The following is a 16,509-nucleotide window of genomic DNA, read 5'->3' on the forward strand; positions in this document are numbered from 1 at the left end:
GCGGCGGCTCCGCCGACAGTCCGGCCGCGTCGGCGCCCGCGGGCGCCGCCAAGCTGATGGTGATCATCACCCCGTCGCCGGACAACGTCTTCTTCAAGGCCGAGCAGGACGCGGCCGCCGCCCAGGCCAGGAAGCTCGGCTACGAAACGCTGGTGCTCAGCCACGACGACGATCCGACCAAGCAGAGCCAGGAGATCGACACCGCGATCTCCCGCAGGGCCGCGGCGATCATTCTCGACAACGCCGGCGCCGACTCCTCGGTGGCGGCGATCCAGCGCGCGAAGGACGCCGACATCCCCACGTTCCTCATCGACCGGGAGATCAACAAGACCGGCGTCGCGGTCGCGCAGATCGTGTCCAACAACGCCCAGGGCGCCGGGCTCGGCGCCCAGGAGTTCGCCAAGCTGATGGGCGGCAAGGGCGAATACGCCGAACTGACCGGCAAGGCGACCGACACCAACGCGGGAGTCCGCTCCCAGGGCTACCACGGCGTCCTCGACCAGTACGCCGACATGAAGATGGTCGCGCAGCAGAGCGCCAACTGGGATCAGGCGGAGGCGCTGACCAAGACCCAGACGATCCTGCAGGCGCACCCGAACATCAAGGGCATCATCGCCGGCAACGACACCATGGCCCTGGGCGCGTATGCGGCTGTCCAGGCATCGAGTCGCAAGGACATCATCGTCACGGGCTTCGACGGCAGCCCGGACGTCGTGAGCTCCATCCTCAAGAACGGGATCAAGGCCACCGTGCTGCAACCGGCCAGTCAGATTTCGCAGATGGCCGTCGACCAGGCGGACACGTACCTCAAGACCGGCAAGGCGGGCCAGCCGGAGAAGCAGTCGGTGGACTGCGTGCTGGTCAATGCCGCGAACGCCGCAAAGGTACGCGACTTCTCGCTCGTGGGCTCCTGAGAGCGTTTCTGCTGGACCGTACCCGGGTCGGCGTGGCCCGGGGGCCAGCAGAAGCGGGGCCGGCGCCGTCGGTTGGCCGGGCCGAGCACCCCGGTCGGCCCGCACGGACCGTCGCGGCTGAATGGGTATTCTGGGGCGTGCGTCGTTGTCGTTCCGGCGTGCAGACGGCGGAGCAGAGGCGCGAAGGAGTGGGAATGGCGGAACGTTCGGTAACGGTCGCCAGCACGGCCGTAGGAGACGTCCCGCCGGATCAGATCCGCCTGTTGACCAAGGTCGCCCGCATGTACCACGAGCGGGGGATGCGACAGCCGCAGATCGCCGAGCAGCTGCACATCTCCCAACCGAGGGTGTCGCGGCTGCTGCGGCGCGCCGTGGATCTCGGGATCGTCCGCACGACCGTCGTGAGCCCACGCGGCGTGCACGCCGAGCTCGAGGAGCAGATCGAGCAGGCGTACGGCATCAGTGAGGTCGTCATCGCCGACACCGACGAGCAGGCGGACGAGCTGCAGATCCAGCGCGCCCTCGGCTCCGCGGCCGCGATCTACCTGGAGACGACGCTGATGGGCAAGGAGCGCATCGGGGTGTCCTCGTGGAGCTCCGCGCTGCTCGCGACGGTCGATGCCATGCACCCGCGGCCCACCCCGGTCGCCGATCAGGTCGTGCAGATGCTCGGTGGCCTCGGCAATCTGACGGCGCAGACGCAGGCCACCCGGATCACCGGTGGGCTGGCCCGGCTGACCGGCGCCGCCGCCGTGTTCCTGCCGGCGCCGGGCGTGCTCGCTTCCGGGGACATGCGGGAGATGTTCCTGACCGATCCGAACATCGGACCGGCACTGCAGGCGTGCGAGCAGCTCACCATGGCCCTGGTCGGTATCGGCAGCATCGAGCCGTCGCCGCTGCTGCGGGAGAGCGGCAACGCCTTCGCCGAGACCGAGCTGCCGGCATTGTCGAGGGCGGGGGCGGTCGGCGACGTGTGCCTGCGGTTCTTCGACGAGAGCGGCGCTCAGGTCGCGTCCGGGCTCGACCAGCGCGTACTGGGTATCTCAGCGGACGCGCTGCGCCGCGTGCCACGCCGGGTCGGCGTCGCCGGAGGCGCGCGGAAGTACACGGCCATCCGGGCGGCGCTGCGCGGCGGATGGGTGAATGTCCTCGTCACGGACCTGCAGGTGGCGCGCCGTCTGGCAGCGCCCGAGGCTTAGCAGGAGACGGCCCGTCCGGGCCTGACGGAATCAGCGCGGTCCCGACCTCCCGACCGCCTGTTCGCACGGTGGCGATGCCGCCGCCGATGCGGCCACACCGACGTGTCCCTGCGCGCCGCCGGCCGGCGGTGTCGGCGACGACGCGTCGAAGAGGTCCTCCATGCTGACTTGAAACATGATTGACACACATCATGCTCCCGCTTACGGTATCTCTAATCGCGTATGAATATATAACGCTGTTGGAGGGTCCATGAAGATACGCATGCTGGCCACGGTGGCTCTGGCCGCTCTGCTTCCCCTCACGGGGTGCACCGGCAAGGCCATCGGCGGTGACGACGGCGCCGCAGGCGGCGGCGTCACGCTGAACTGGTGGATCGTCACGCAGACTTCCGACAAGGGAACCGAGACCCTGAAGTCGATCATCGCGGACTTCCAGCGGGCGAATCCGACGATCAAGGTCAACGTGCAGTTCCGCGGAGTCGACGCGCACAAGGACGCGCTCCGCACCACGGCGGGGAGCAGCTCCGGACCGGACATCTACTACAACTGGGCGGGGCCGGGCCTCGGTGGCGAGATGGTCGACGCCGGCGTCAGCCTCGACCTCACGAAGTACTACCAGCAGTACAAGTGGACCGATCGCTTCAACGAGTCGACGCTGAAGGCATACACCCAGTACGGCGGCTACCACGGCGTTCCGTGGACCCAACGCACCGAGGTCGTCTTTTACCACAAGGACCAGTTCGCCAAAGCCGGCATCACGGCGCCGCCGACCAGCTACGACGAATGGACCGCGAGCGCCCAGAAGCTGAAGTCGGCCGGCCTGACCCCCATCGCGATGGGCGGCAAGGACAACTGGCACGTGATGCGCCTGCTCGACACCTTCATCGAGACCAACTGCGGCGCCGAGAAGGGCGACCAGCTCAACACCCGCAAGGCCAGCTGGGCCGGCGAGCCCTGCGTCGACAAGTCCTTCGAACAGCTCAAGACCTGGTCGGACAACTACTTCAACAGGGGCTTCGCCGGGCTGGCGCAGACCCAGGCCGCCGCCCTGTTCACCTCGGGCAAGGCCGCCATGGCGCTCGAAGGAGACTGGTTCACCCCGCAGGCCATCGAGGCCGGCGCCAAGCCCGAGAACATCGGCGTCTTCCCGATGCCGACCGGCACCGGGCGGTTGTACGGCTTCTCCGAAGGCCAGTACCTCGCCAAGGCCGGTCGGCACCCGGATCAGGCCGCCAAGTTCCTCGACTACCTGTCGTCGGCCGAGGTGGAGAGCAAGAATCTCGGCGTCTTCGCGGCCATCCCCGTCAACAAGGACACGAAGCCCGCCACCGCCCAGCAACCGTTGAACATCCAGATCGCCGATCTCACCAAGGCAGCCAAGGGCTTCTTCCTCAACAACGACCAGAACTTCCCGACCGACGTGACGACCGAGTACTGGCGTATCCAGAACGCCGTCACCGCCGGCTCGATCAAGCCCGCCGACGCCGGCGAGCAACTGCAGAAGTTCATTGACTCGCACCGGTAGGCGGCGGGTTCACCCCGGCAGCGCACACGACGACGAGAGCGGCGCGGGACCGGCAACACCCGCGCCCAGCCGCTCCTACCGGACCCGATCGAACGACGCAGAAGGGCCTGCCATGGCGCCCACAGCCACTGCGACCACTCCGCTGCCGCCCGCCCCCGTCACCGCCCGCCCACGGCGACAAAGACGCAGCCCGACCTCGTTGCTCGGGGCGCTCCCGTTCCTGGCGCCGGCGGTGGTGCTGTACGCGGTCTTCCTCCTCTTCCCCATCGTCTCGGCCATCTACCTCAGCTTCCTGAAGTGGAACGGCTTCCCGACCACCCCACAGGTGTGGGTGGGCTTCGACAACTACGTCGACGTCCTCACCAACGACACCGTGTTCTACACGGCGCTGCGCAACAGCCTGATCTGGGCGGTCCTGTCGCTGATCATCCCGACGGTCCTTGCGCTCGTGCTCGCCCTGGCCCTCAATCGCCGGCTCCTGGGCCGCAACCTGATGCGCTCGGTCTTCTACATTCCCGCCGTCCTCGCCTCGATCGCCGTCGCCACGATGTGGAGCTGGATCTACAACCCCAACGCGGGTCTGGTGAACGGCAGCCTCACCGGGCTGGGGTTGGAGTCGTGGATCCGCGACTGGCTCGGTGATCCCACGATCGCGATCTACTCGGTGTTCGTCGCGTTCGTGTGGCAGACCACCGGATTCTCGATGGTGCTGTTCCTGGCCGGCCTCCAATCGGTGCCGCGGGACCTCGTCGAAGCCGCCCGTCTCGACGGCGCCGATCCGCGGCAGGTCTTCACGCACGTCACCTTGCCCGCCCTACGGCCGACCATCACGGTGGTCCTGGTGCTCACCGTCATCAACTCGTTGAAGGTCTTCGACCTCATCGTGGGCATGACCGGCGGCGGCCCGGCCCAGTCGAGCCAGGTGCTGGCGCTGTGGTCCTACAGCCAGTCGTTCATCAACCACAACTTCGGCGGCGGCAACGCGCTCGCCGTGATCCTGCTCGCCATCACTCTCGCGCTGGTCCTGCCCTACCTGCTGTGGACCCTCAAGGAGGACGACCGGTGACCGCCCTGGCCCCCGCACGCGCCCCCAGCCCCCCCGCCACCGCCAAGGCACCCCGCCGGCCGGACTACCCCTTGATCGGTCTCTGGATCGGCCTGGTCGTCAGTTGCCTCATCTGGCTGGCACCGTTCGTCTTCATGGTGCTGACGTCACTCAAGTCGACGGCCGACATCAACAACTCCGCCATCTGGTCCCTGCCACGGCAATGGCAGTGGCACAACTACGCCGACGCGGCCGAACGCGGGGACCTGTGGACCGTGGTGAAGAACAGCGCCTACATCGCGCTGATCAAGGTGCCACTCGGACTGTTCCTCTCCGCGGCTGCCGCTTTCGCGATCGCCCGCCTCCGGTTCAGGTGGCACCGCGGTCTGCTGATCGTCCTCACCCTGGGCGCCATGGTCCCCGTACAGGTCGCCCTCGCCCCGATCTTCACGATGATGTCCAGCCTCAGCCTGCTCGACTCCACCAACGGCATCATCCTGCCGTACCTGGCCTTCGGTCTGCCCTATCAGATCTTCTTCCTGTACGGCTTCTTCCGTTCCATCCCGGCCGACCTCGACGAGGCGGCGCGCATCGACGGGGCCGGCAACCTGCGGCTCTTCCTGACGGTCATCCTGCCGCTGGCCAAGCCGGCGTTGGCGGCGTTGTTCATCCTCGACTTCGTCGCCACCTGGAACGAGTACGGGATAGCCCTCGTCCTGCTGCAGGACCAGACGCAGGCGACGGTGCCCCTGGCACTGCAGGCCTTCCAGTCCCAGTTCGGCTCGAACTACGCGCAGCTCAACGCCTTCATCGTCATGTCGATCCTGCCGGTCCTCATCGTCTATCTGATGTTCCAGCGCTTCTTCACCCAGGGCGCAATCGCCGGGGCGGTGAAGGGCTGAGCATTCACTCCCGGGCGGCGCTGTCGTCCGATCCAGCAGTCCTGTCCGATCCACCGCTTCGAACCGGAGTCGAGGAACAATCATGCTTACCGCTGACCGCACGCAGGCCGACCGCTACCGCGAGCTCCGTACGAAGGTGGCGAGCGCCGGCGCCGCGGACAGAGCGGCAATGCTGGTCGAATTCAGCCGCGAGGTCCGGCGCGAGGACCTGTCCATGATCCAACGAGCGGGGCTCGGCCACATCGGCAGCGACTTCTCCGTGATCGACATCCTCGTCACGCTCTACGGCGCGGTCCTGTCCGTGGATCCTGCCAACCCCGACGAGGCGGGCCGTGACCGGCTCATCCTCAGCAAGGGCCACTCCGCCGGGGCGCTCTACGCCGTCCTCGCGCAGTGCGGCTTCTTCCCCAAGGCCGAACTCCAGACGTTCGCCGCGCCCCTGTCGGCGCTCAACGGCCATCCGAACCGCACCAAGGTCCCCGGGGTGGAGACCAACACCGGCCCTCTCGGCCACGGCTTCCCCGTCGCCGTCGGGATCGCCCTCGCCGCGAAGCTGCGCGGATCACCGAGCCGGACGTTCGTCGTGCTCGGCGACGGAGAACTGCAGGAAGGCAGCAACTGGGAGGCCGCCATGACGGCCAGCCACCACGACCTGTCCAACCTGACCGCGATCATCGACCGCAACCGGCTCCAGCAGGGTGCGCCCACCGAGGAGACCAAGCGACTGGAACCCCTGGCCGACAAGTGGAGCAGCTTCGGCTGGGAGGTGCGCCAGTCGGACGGGCACGACCACACCGCCCTGCTGGCCTCCTTCACCGCTTCGACGACCGGCAGGCCGGTCTGCGTCATTGCCAACACGACGAAAGGCAAGGGTGTGTCATTCATGGAGGACCGCGTCGAGTGGCACCACAAGGTGCCGAGCGCCGATCAGACCGCCGCGGCCTTCGAGGAGCTGACCCGATGACCACCATCATCGACCGGGCGGCGACCCACGACTGCCGCCAGGCGTTCGCCGACGAACTCATCGCGCTGGCCCGCCAGGACGACCGCATCGTGGCGGTCTGCAACGACTCCGTCGGCTCCAGCAACCTGGTGAGGTTCCGCGAAGAATTCCCGGACCGGCTCATCAACGTCGGCATCGCCGAGCAGGACCTGGTCGGCGTCGGCGCCGGCCTCGCCAACGGCGGGTTGATCCCGGTCGTCAGCGCCGCGGCACCGTTCCTGACCGGGCGGGCCCTCGAACAGATCAAGACCGACGTCGCCTACAGCAACACCCACGTCGTGCTCTGCGGGCAGAGCCCCGGCCTGGCCTACGGCGAGCTCGGCCCCACCCACCACTCCATCGAGGATCTCTCGTGGATGCGGGCCGTCGCCGACCTGCCGGTCGTCGTACCGGCCGATCCGGCCGAGACCCGGTCGGCGCTGCGCTGGGCCGTCGAGCACGACGGACCGAGCTACCTGCGCATCGGCCGCTTCCCCGTACCGGCGGTCAACCCCGACGACATCACCTTCACGCCGGGGCGGTCCACCCAGCTCGCCGACGGCGACGACGTCACGGTGATCGCCGCCGGGACCATGGTGTCGCGGGCTGTCACGGCTGCCGCGCAGCTTCGCGCCGAAGGCATCGGCCTACGCGTCATCAACATGGCCACGATCGAGCCGCTCGACACTGATGCCATCCTGCGCGCCGCACGGGAGACACGCGGTGTGATCACCGCGGAGGAAGCCACCGTCACCGGCGGGCTGGGCGCCGCCGTCGCGGGTCTGCTCATCCAGCACCACCCGATCCCGATGCGCATCCTCGGCGTACCACACGTGTTCGCGCCGACCGGCAACACCGCGTTCCTGCTGGAGCACTTCGGTCTGACCGCCGACGGCATCATGACCGCCGCCCGTGAGCTGGCGGGCCATGGCCGACGGTGAGCTCGTCCTCGCCATCGACCAGGGCACCAGCGGCTCCAAGGCCATCCTCGTCCGCGGCGACGGCACCGTGGTCGCCCGCGGCTCACACGCGATCAGGCGGACCCACCCGGCGCCGGGGTGGGTCGAGCAGTCCGCCGACGAGGTGTGGGCGAGCGTGGTCAAGGCGGTGGACGCCTGCCTCACCGGCCTGGACCCCCGGGTGGTCGCCGCGGTGGGCGTCAGCAACCAACGCGAATCCCTGCTCCTGTGGGACCGGGCGACCGGCGACGCCGTCTCCCCCATCCTGAGCTGGCAGGACCAGCGCACCGCCGGCCGGTGCGCGGAGCTGACCGCCCAGGGACACGGCGGCCTCGTCCGTGATCGCACCGGCCTCCCCCTGGACCCGATGTTCTCCGCCGCCAAGGGTGAATGGCTGCTCGACCAGTTCGACAACGATCGCAGGCGAGCCCGCGACGGCAGGCTCTGTCTCGGCACCATCGACTCGTGGCTGCTCAGCCGATTCGGCGGTGACCACCTCATCGAGGTCGGCAACGCCGCACGCACGCAGTTGTGCAACATCCACACCACCGGCTGGGACCCGGACCTGCTGAACCTGTTCCGGATCCCCGAGCAGGTCATGCCGCGGGTCGTGCCGTCGACCGGTCCCTTTCCCGCCGCCACGGGCCTGGCGCCGCTACCGTCCGGCGTACCCGTCACCGCCGTCCTCGCGGACTCGCACGCCGCCCTCTTCGCCCACGGCAGGACCGGCACGGGTCACGTCAAGGCCACCTACGGCACCGGCTCCTCCGTCATGGGCCTGTGCGCGCCGGGCGCCCCGGTCGGCACCACGTTGTGCCGCACCGTGGCCTGGGCCACCGACCGCGTGCACTACGCCGTCGAGGGCAACATCCGCTCCAGCGGAAGCACCCTGAGCTGGCTCGCCGACCTCGTCGGACGAACACCGCAGGAGCTTGCCGACCTCGCCGCCACGGCGAACAGCGCCGGCATCCACCTCGTTCCGGCGTTCACCGGACTGGGCGCGCCCTGGTGGGACGCCGAAGCACGGGCCGCCGTGACCGGGCTGACCTTCGGCGCCTCGCTCCCCCAGCTCGCCCGCGCGGCCCTGGAGTCCGTGGCATTCCAGATCGAGGACGTCGTCGTCGAGGTCGACGCCGCGGCCGGCCACGTCGACACGGTGCTCGCCGACGGCGGCGCCTCACGAAACGCCGGTCTGATGCAACTGCAGGCCGACATCAGCGGCCGCCGGGTCCGTCGCTCCGGCGTGCCCGACCTGTCGGCGCTCGGAGTGGCTCTGCTCGCCGGCTCGGCGGTCGGCCACCTGACCGCCGGTGAGGCGACCGCGATCGCGGACGCCGGCGAGGACTTCCACCCCACCACCACCCCCGCCGAGCGCCACGCCCGCATGACGGCCTGGCACGCGGCCGTGGCCGCCGTCAGGACATCTCCGACCGTCCCTGCGCACAGGAGGTAACGACCATGCCCGACGAACCGCTGTACGGCGCCGGACTCTGGCACTTCGGACAGTTTCGCGACCGGTACGCCACCGACGGCTACGGCCCGCCGGTCACCACCCTGGAGGCCATCGACCGGGCCGGCCAGGTCGGCGACCTGTCCGTGGTCGACATCAACTACCCGTTCAACCCCGCCGACACCGACATCGACGCGCTGCAGGAGCGGCTGCGGGCCAACGGCCTGCGGGCCATCGCCCTCACCCCGGAGATCTACACCCGGACCTTCTGCCGCGGTGGTTTCACCAACCCTGACCCGGCCGTCCGCCGTCAGGCCATCGAGCTGGTCAGCGACGCCGCCGACCTGGCGCGGCGGCTCGGCTGCGACTACGTCAAGCTGTGGCCCGGCCAGGACGGCTGGGACTACCCGTTCCAGGCCGACTACCGCGAGATCTGGAAGCTGTCCGTCGACGCCGTTCGCGAGCTGGCCCAGCGCCACCCCGATCTGCGCTTCGCCATCGAGTACAAACCGCGCGAGCCGCGCAACCGGATGACGTTCTCCTCCGCGGCACGAACGCTGCTGGCCATCGACGAGATGGACGTGCCCAACGTCGGGATCCTGCTCGACTTCGGCCACTCCCTGTACGGACTCGAGTCGCCGGCCGACGCGGCCGGGATGATCCTGGCCCGCGACAAGCTGTACGCCATCGACGTCAACGACAACTTCCGCGGCTGGGACGACGACATGGTGGTCGGGTCCGTCCACCTGGTCGAGACGTTCGAGTTCTTCCACACGCTGCAGCAGGCCGGCTGGACCGGCGTGTGGCAACTCGACCAGTTCCCGTTCCGGGAGGACCACGTCGAAGCCGCCCGTGCCGGCATCGACGTCATGCGCACCATCTGGCGGGCCCTGCAGATCCTCGACGTCAAGGCGCTCGCCGAGGCACAGTCGCGCCAGGACGCCCTGGCCGCGCAACGGATCGCCCGGGCCGCGCTGCTCGGCGCCGAACGCGGAGAGACGCGGTGACGGCCGGCCCCTGGCGAGAGGTGGAGATCGTCCTGACCGCCGGGCAGGACGTCGCGGACCCGTACACCGGCGTGGAGGTGTGGGCCGACTTCACCCACGACGACGGCGTCACCCTGCGGCGGCCGGCCTTCTACGACGGCGGCCGGACGTGGCGGGTCCGGTTCGCCTCACCCCTGGACCACGGGCGGTGGCGGTGGCGCACGACGTCGGCCGTCGCCGGACTCGGTGACGCCACCGGCACGCTGGACGTCGCGCCCTCGCCGGCGACGAATCCGTTCCACCGGCACGGGTTCTGGCGCATGTCCCCCGGCCGGCGCAGCCTCCAGCACGCCGACGGCACGCCCGCCGTCCTCGTCGCGGACACCGCCTGGGCCCTGCCCTGGCGGGCCACCGAGGATCAGGTCCGCGTGTACGCCCGGGACCGCCGGGACAAGGGATTCAACGCCGTGCTGCTGATGTCGGTGCAGCCCGACATGCGCGCGGTCGGACCCCGCGACCGGACCGCCGACGAAGGCTTCGACGTCGGCTTCGAGGACCTGCCCGACGGGCACATCAACGACCTGAACCCCGCGTACTTCCAATACCTCGACCGGCTCATCGACATCCTGGTGGAGCACGGCATCGTCCCGGTGCTGCAGCCGGTGTTCCAGGGCTTCGGGTGGAAAGGCCTCGACGTCGCGGGCACGGTCGTGCCACCGGAGGAGTACGCGCGCTACTGCCGCTACCTCGTCGCCCGCTACGGTGCCCGCCCGACGATCTACCTCGTGGGCGCGGACGGCTCAGGCGAGGAACCGCAGATCGAGGCCGGCGGCCGCGAGGTCCACGCCTGGGACTGCTACGCCCAGCCGACCGGCATCCACTACCGGCCGCACGCCCACGCCCACGCCCACCAGGACGCGGACTGGCTCGACTTCCAGTGGTGCCAGACCGGGCACGGCGGCGAACACGTTCCCCAACGGGTCGCCGACATGTGGCGCAACACCCCGGTCAAGGCGGTGGCCAACGGAGAACCGAGCTATGAGCGGACCCGCCACGCCGACCTCGCCGCGGGCTGGTGGCAAGGACACGAGGCGTGGAGCAACCTCTGCGCCGGCTCCACTATGGGCGTGGTCTACGGCGCCGCCAACATCTGGCAATGGGTGCAGCGCGACGGGGAACCAGGACACGCGCCGTACTTCCTCGGCCCGGCCGGGAGTTGGCAGGACGCGCTGTCCTTCGAGGGATCGACGTACGTCGGACTGGTCGGCCGGGTCCTGCAGGGCCTGCCCACCACGGACATGGAGCCCGACTGGGAGACGTTCCTCAACCCGCACGGCCTGCGGGTCCCCGGAAGGCTGCACATCATCTACCAACCGCACGGCGGCGCCCTCCGCATGATGCACGACCACGACACGCCCCGTCATTACACGATCATCGACCCCCGCACCGGAAAGTCGACCGCCGGCGGACAGCTGTCCGCCGGCGAGGTGATCGACGAGGATCCCTCGCGCGAGCCAAGACTGGTGATCTTCCAACACCCTGCAGAGACCTGACGCGAGGATCCGAGGACCCGGCCATCGAGGTGTTCCGCCATCGACGACGACCACGCGTCGGCGGCGGGACCCCGGGTCGGCCCGGCCGATCAGCGCACTGCGGCGGCTGACAGGAGTACCTGCTCAGTCGTGCCATGACTCACGCGATCTCGTCCGCGAGCAGCTCCTGCACACCCCCACCGCCGGCGGTGGCACCGGCCCCATGTCCGGACCCACCGTGATGCCTGGCGGGCCCACCCTCGATCCGGCCGTGCGGGAGATACGAGCCCAGCAGGGGCGGCCGACGCGACCAGCCAGGCAGCCTGGCCCGATGCGGTGCCACCAGGGTCGACCTGGGGAGGTGATGGTCAGAGATTGCCGTCGATTCTTCCTTCCGCATCGTTCGACGCGAATTCTTGACACATATATCGACCGGAGTTACGGTCTTAACATTGGGTGAATATTTACCCATGTACGAATATCTATGCAACGCGGCGGGCCGTCCGCGCGAATGTCGCCACCCATCGGCAAGCCGACGGGTGCATCGAGCAGCCGTTCTGACGCGACAGGTTCCCAGCACACGGCCCACATGCGGCCCGCCCAAGCACTCGGCTACCTCATCCCAGGCAGGAGGCTCAACCATGGGTTCTGGCAACCGTCCATCTCACCGCTGGCGGGCGGTGATCACAGCGAATCTGCGGAAGTCCTTCACGATCGGTCTCGGAGCACTCGTGGCCGGCGCTCTTGTGGTGGCCGGCGTGACCGCCCCCGCGCCCGCCTCGGCGGAGGCCCCGGGCAGCACACTGCAGCCGTCGGCCAACGGCCGGTACGTGCAGTGGAGCGACGGGACCCCGGTCTTCCTCCTGTCGGACACCGCTTGGCTGATGCCCGGCCGGTACTCCGACAGTGAGGTGATCAACCACGCCACCACCCGGGCCGCGCAGGGCTTCACCTCGATACAGATGACCGCTGCCTTCCCCGAGCTGCAGCGGGGCAGCACGGAGCCGCTGCAGGACATCAACGACATCTTCACCAACGGCGACATGGCCCAACCGATCGACAGCTACTTCGACCGCGTCGAGTGGGTGGTGAACACGGTGACCAGCAGGGGGCTGGTCGTGATCCTCAACCCGTTCTGGAAGAAGACGATGGACACCTACCTGGACGGCCAGGGGGAGACGAAGAACCGCAACTACGGCAGGTACCTGGCCGGCCGGTTCGTGCACAACCCGCGGGTCGGGTACTTCATCGGTGGCGACGCCGCCCCCCTCGCCGTCCGCCCCGAGCTCCACGCGCAGGGCCTGGGTGTGCTCGACGCCTACGCGGCGGCGGGGAAGCCCAAGCCGCTCGTCGCGTACCACAGCAAGCCGGGCGAGAGCAGCCGCGAGGCGTTCAGCACCGGCGCCGACTGGCTCAACCTGGACTGGTCGTACGAGTACGCCCCGCCGTTCACGGGCGCCGAGGGCACCGGCGGCAGCCCGTACGTGGAGAACTGGCAGGACTGGGTGAAGACGCCGGCCATGCCGATCATGTTCGGCGAGGGTTTCTACGATCGCAACAACGGCACGTCGGCCGGCTCCCGCTGGAGCGACCGGCACGGGCTGCGCCGTCAGGCCTGGTGGTCGACCGTCAGCGGCGGCATCGGGGGGTACGCGTACGGGGCCGAGCCGATCTGGCTGCACCGCTACAACGGCATCACCCCCGCAACGGCGCTGACCTGGGAGAGCGGCAAGGACGCGGCGCGGATGAAGTCGTTCCTGACCGGCACGCAGTGGACGCGCCTGCAGCCGGACATCAACCACACGTTCCTGACCGGCGGCTACGGCCGGTTCAAGTACCTGGACCACGCGGTCGCCGCGGTGGCCGACGACAAGTCGTTCGCCGTCGTCTACACCCCGACGGCCCACAGCCTGAACCTGCGGATGCCGGCGAGCGGGCGGACGTACACGCTGCGGTGGTTCGACCCGAGCAACGGCACGTACCGGTCCGGCAGCACCACCGCGGCCTCGGGTGCCGCCGTCACCATGACCACGCCCGGCAACAACGCCAGCGGCAAGCCGGACTGGGTCATCCACGTATCGAGCGGCGTCGGCACACCCACCGTCCCGGGTGCGCCGACAAGCGTCACGGCGACGGCGGGCAACGCGCAGGCGACCGTGAGCTGGACGGCCCCACCGAACGGTGGCTCACCCGTCACCGGCTACACCGTGACCGGCACCCCGGGCGGCACGTGCACCACGACCGGCGCGACAAGCTGCACAGTCACCGGGCTGACCAACGGCACCGCCTACTCGTTCAGAGTCACGGCCACGAACGCCATCGGCACGGGCCCCGCATCCCCGGCATCCCCCACCGTGACACCGACACCGACCGTGCCGTATTCGACGTTCACCTCCGTCAGCAGCACCCTGCGGCTGGCCGTAGCGACCGGCACGAACAACATCGTGCAAAGCACCCCCGCCACCTCCAGCCTCCAACAGTGGGAAGTACGAGCCAACGGCTCCTACGTCAACCTGGTGAACCGCTCCACCGGTCAGTGCGCCATGGTCAGCGAATCATCGCTGACCAACAGCGCCCTGATCGTGCAGGCAGCCTGCACCAGCCCCACCACCAGCCAACAGTGGACGCTGACGTCGAACAACCAGGTCATCAACCGCAACAGCGGCAAATGCCTCGACGTGCCGGCACGCTCCACAACACCGGGCATACAGCTCATCCAATACACCTGCAGCACCACCGGCGCCACCAACCAGCAATGGACCCGCGCCGCCGTCTAGCACGCGTCATCCGAGTTCGACGGCGATCGGCCGGCGTCCTCCTGGGGACGCCGGGCCTGCTCCACAGCACGCCTTCACCACACGACAACCCCACGCCAGCATTCGGCTCCCAATTGCCACACAGGAGAAGGTCATGAGTCTTGGTCATCGGATATCGCGGCGCTGGGGCGCGGCGCTTTCCGCCGTCGTCCTCGCCGTCACCGGCGGGCTGCTCGCCACCACAGGTGAGCCAGCAGCCGCCGCGACGGCCTTCCCGCTGAAGGTTGGTAGCAACGCCCGTTACCTCGTCGACGCGAACAACAAGCCGATCCTCCTCGCGGCGGACACCGCGTGGTTCGCGCTGGAGAACCTGACGGACGCCGAAGTCGACACCTACCTCGACAACCGCGTGGCCAAGGGCTTCAACACGGTCATGGTGATGGCGCCGCACCACTGGACGGAGCGCAACCGTTACAACCAGCTGCCGTTCAGCACGGCAGGCAACCTCTCCACCCCGGACGCGGGTTGGTGGGGTCACATGGACTCGTTCGTCGACAAGGCACGAGCCCGGGGCCTGGCGGTCAACATGGCGCTCACCTGGCTGGGCTACCGCAACAACGAGTGGGGCGGCGGCCAGCTCGCCAGCAACAGCATTTCGGCGGCCACCGGTTTCGGTCAGTTCATCGGCCGGCGCTACGCGACTGGCGCACGCACCAACGTGTTCTTCCAGATGGGCGGCGACGCCGTTCCCGACACCGCCACCCGCGACCGCATCAACGCGATCGCCAACGGTATTCGCAGCATCAACACCACTGTTCCGATCACGGCACACGGTCAGCCGTCGTCCGAGGCTCGCGCCGTGTACAGCAGCAACGCTCCGTGGCTCACGCTGAACAGCGTCTACACCTATTACCCCGGAAAGAACAGCTCGCGGTATGTCTACGCGATGGCGAAGGACGCGTATCTGCGCAGCCCGGCAATGCCGTACGTGATGCTGGAGAGCGGCTACGAGAACGACGGTGCCACTCCGGCACTCGTTCGGGCGGCCATGTACTGGCCGGTCCTGAGCGGATCGAGCGGTTTCGGCTACGGCAACCGCGACATCTGGCCGTTCAGCGATTCCGTCTACGGTCGCTCGGGTCAGACGTGGCAGGCGCACCTCAACGACCCACTCACCACCAGCGCGGGTCGCGCAGCCGCGGTCTTCGCGTCGCGGCCGTGGTACAACCTCGTGCCGGACTTCGGCCACACCACCGTCACCGCCGGCTACGGCACGTTCAACAACACCAACTCCACCTCGGGTGGTGGCGGCGACTACGTGACGGCAGCCCGCACCGCGGACGGCACGCTTGTCATGGCCTACCTGCCCTCGACCGGAACCGGCACCCGCACGTTGACGGTCAACATGACGCGACTGACGACCCCGTCCGTAGCTGCCAAGTGGTTCAACCCGGCCTCGGGTGCCTACCCCAACATCGGCACGTTCGCGAACACGGGCTCGCGGACGTTCGCGACACCGGGCAACAACGGCGCCAACATGAACGACTGGCTGCTCATCCTCGAGGCCGGCGGCCCCGCCACCGTCCCGGGTGCGCCGACGGGCGTCACGGCGACGGCGGGCAACGCGTCGGCGACCGTGAGCTGGACGGCCCCACCGAACGGTGGCTCACCCATCACCGGCTACACCGTGACCGGCACCCCGGGCGGCACGTGCACCACGACCGGCGCGACAAGCTGCACCGCGACCGGACTGACCAACGGCACCGCCTACACCTTCAAGGTCACCGCGACGAACGCGGTCGGCACCGGCCCCGCATCCCCGGCATCCCCCACCGTGACACCGACACCGACCGTGCCGTACTCGACGTTCACCTCCGTCAGCAGCACCCTGCGGCTGGCCGTAGCCAGCGGCACGAACAACGTCGTGCAGAGCACCCCCGCCACCTCCACCCTCCAACAATGGGAGGTCCGAGCCAACGGCTCGTACGTCAACCTCGTCAACCGCTCCACCGGTCAGTGCGCCACCGTCAGCGAATCATCGCTCACCAACGGCGCCCTCATCGTGCAAGCGGCCTGCAACAGCGCCACCACCAGCCAACAGTGGGCCCTGACCTCGGCCAACCAGGTCGTCAACCGCAACAGCGGCAAATGTCTCGACGTGCCCGCACGCTCGACGAACCCGGGCACACAGCTCATCCAGTACACCTGCAGCACCACCGGCGCGGCCAACCAGCAATGGGCCCGCGCCGCCGTCTGACG

At 68.9% G+C, this 16,509-nt stretch carries 11 protein-coding genes and 1 pseudogene; all 12 read left to right on the plus strand.

Going from position 1 to position 16,509, the window contains the following annotated elements:
* Positions 1–56: 56 nt before the first annotated feature.
* Positions 57–761 (plus strand): annotated as a pseudogene (locus AC5L3Z_RS19880) (D-ribose ABC transporter substrate-binding protein); the annotation flags it as partial.
* Between the two features lie 311 nt (positions 762–1,072).
* The gene (locus AC5L3Z_RS19885; protein WP_494844070.1) at positions 1,073–2,113 is read left to right on the plus strand and encodes a sugar-binding transcriptional regulator; all 1,041 of its coding nucleotides are present in this window, start codon (positions 1,073–1,075) and stop codon (positions 2,111–2,113) included.
* A gap of 262 nt (positions 2,114–2,375) precedes the next feature.
* Positions 2,376–3,638: an ABC transporter substrate-binding protein gene (locus AC5L3Z_RS19890; protein WP_494844072.1), complete on the plus strand. Its 1,263-nt coding sequence runs from the start codon at positions 2,376–2,378 to the stop codon at positions 3,636–3,638.
* A gap of 199 nt (positions 3,639–3,837) precedes the next feature.
* Positions 3,838–4,704 carry a carbohydrate ABC transporter permease gene (locus AC5L3Z_RS19895; protein WP_494844073.1) on the plus strand — a complete coding sequence of 289 codons (867 nt, stop codon included), beginning with the start codon at positions 3,838–3,840 and terminating at the stop codon, positions 4,702–4,704.
* Positions 4,701–5,585: a carbohydrate ABC transporter permease gene (locus tag AC5L3Z_RS19900; protein ID WP_494844075.1), complete on the plus strand. Its 885-nt coding sequence runs from the start codon at positions 4,701–4,703 to the stop codon at positions 5,583–5,585. The genes AC5L3Z_RS19895 and AC5L3Z_RS19900 overlap by 4 nt, the downstream gene beginning before the upstream one ends.
* 82 nt (positions 5,586–5,667) lie before the next feature.
* Complete coding sequence (locus AC5L3Z_RS19905; RefSeq protein ID WP_494844077.1) at positions 5,668–6,549, plus strand: transketolase; 882 nt, start codon at positions 5,668–5,670, stop codon at positions 6,547–6,549.
* Complete coding sequence (locus AC5L3Z_RS19910) at positions 6,546–7,508, plus strand: transketolase family protein (RefSeq protein ID WP_494844079.1); 963 nt, start codon at positions 6,546–6,548, stop codon at positions 7,506–7,508. The genes AC5L3Z_RS19905 and AC5L3Z_RS19910 overlap by 4 nt, the downstream gene beginning before the upstream one ends.
* Positions 7,495–8,979: an FGGY family carbohydrate kinase gene (locus tag AC5L3Z_RS19915; protein WP_494844081.1), complete on the plus strand. Its 1,485-nt coding sequence runs from the start codon at positions 7,495–7,497 to the stop codon at positions 8,977–8,979. Before AC5L3Z_RS19910 ends, AC5L3Z_RS19915 begins: the two co-directional genes overlap by 14 nt.
* Positions 8,980–8,984: 5 nt before the next feature.
* A complete protein-coding gene (locus AC5L3Z_RS19920) occupies positions 8,985–9,983 on the plus strand; it encodes a sugar phosphate isomerase/epimerase family protein (RefSeq protein ID WP_494844083.1) in 999 nt (332 codons plus the stop codon).
* Positions 9,980–11,515, plus strand: a complete 1,536-nt coding sequence (locus AC5L3Z_RS19925; protein ID WP_494844085.1) for a glycoside hydrolase family 140 protein — start codon at positions 9,980–9,982, stop codon at positions 11,513–11,515. Before AC5L3Z_RS19920 ends, AC5L3Z_RS19925 begins: the two co-directional genes overlap by 4 nt.
* Positions 11,516–12,225: 710 nt before the next feature.
* A complete protein-coding gene (locus tag AC5L3Z_RS19930; protein WP_494844087.1) occupies positions 12,226–14,271 on the plus strand; it encodes an apiosidase-like domain-containing protein in 2,046 nt (681 codons plus the stop codon).
* A 133-nt stretch (positions 14,272–14,404) separates the two neighbouring features.
* A complete protein-coding gene (locus AC5L3Z_RS19935) occupies positions 14,405–16,507 on the plus strand; it encodes an apiosidase-like domain-containing protein (protein ID WP_494844089.1) in 2,103 nt (700 codons plus the stop codon).
* The last annotated feature ends 2 nt before the right edge of the window (positions 16,508–16,509 follow it).

This window comes from Micromonospora sp. LZ37 (assembly GCF_059359015.1).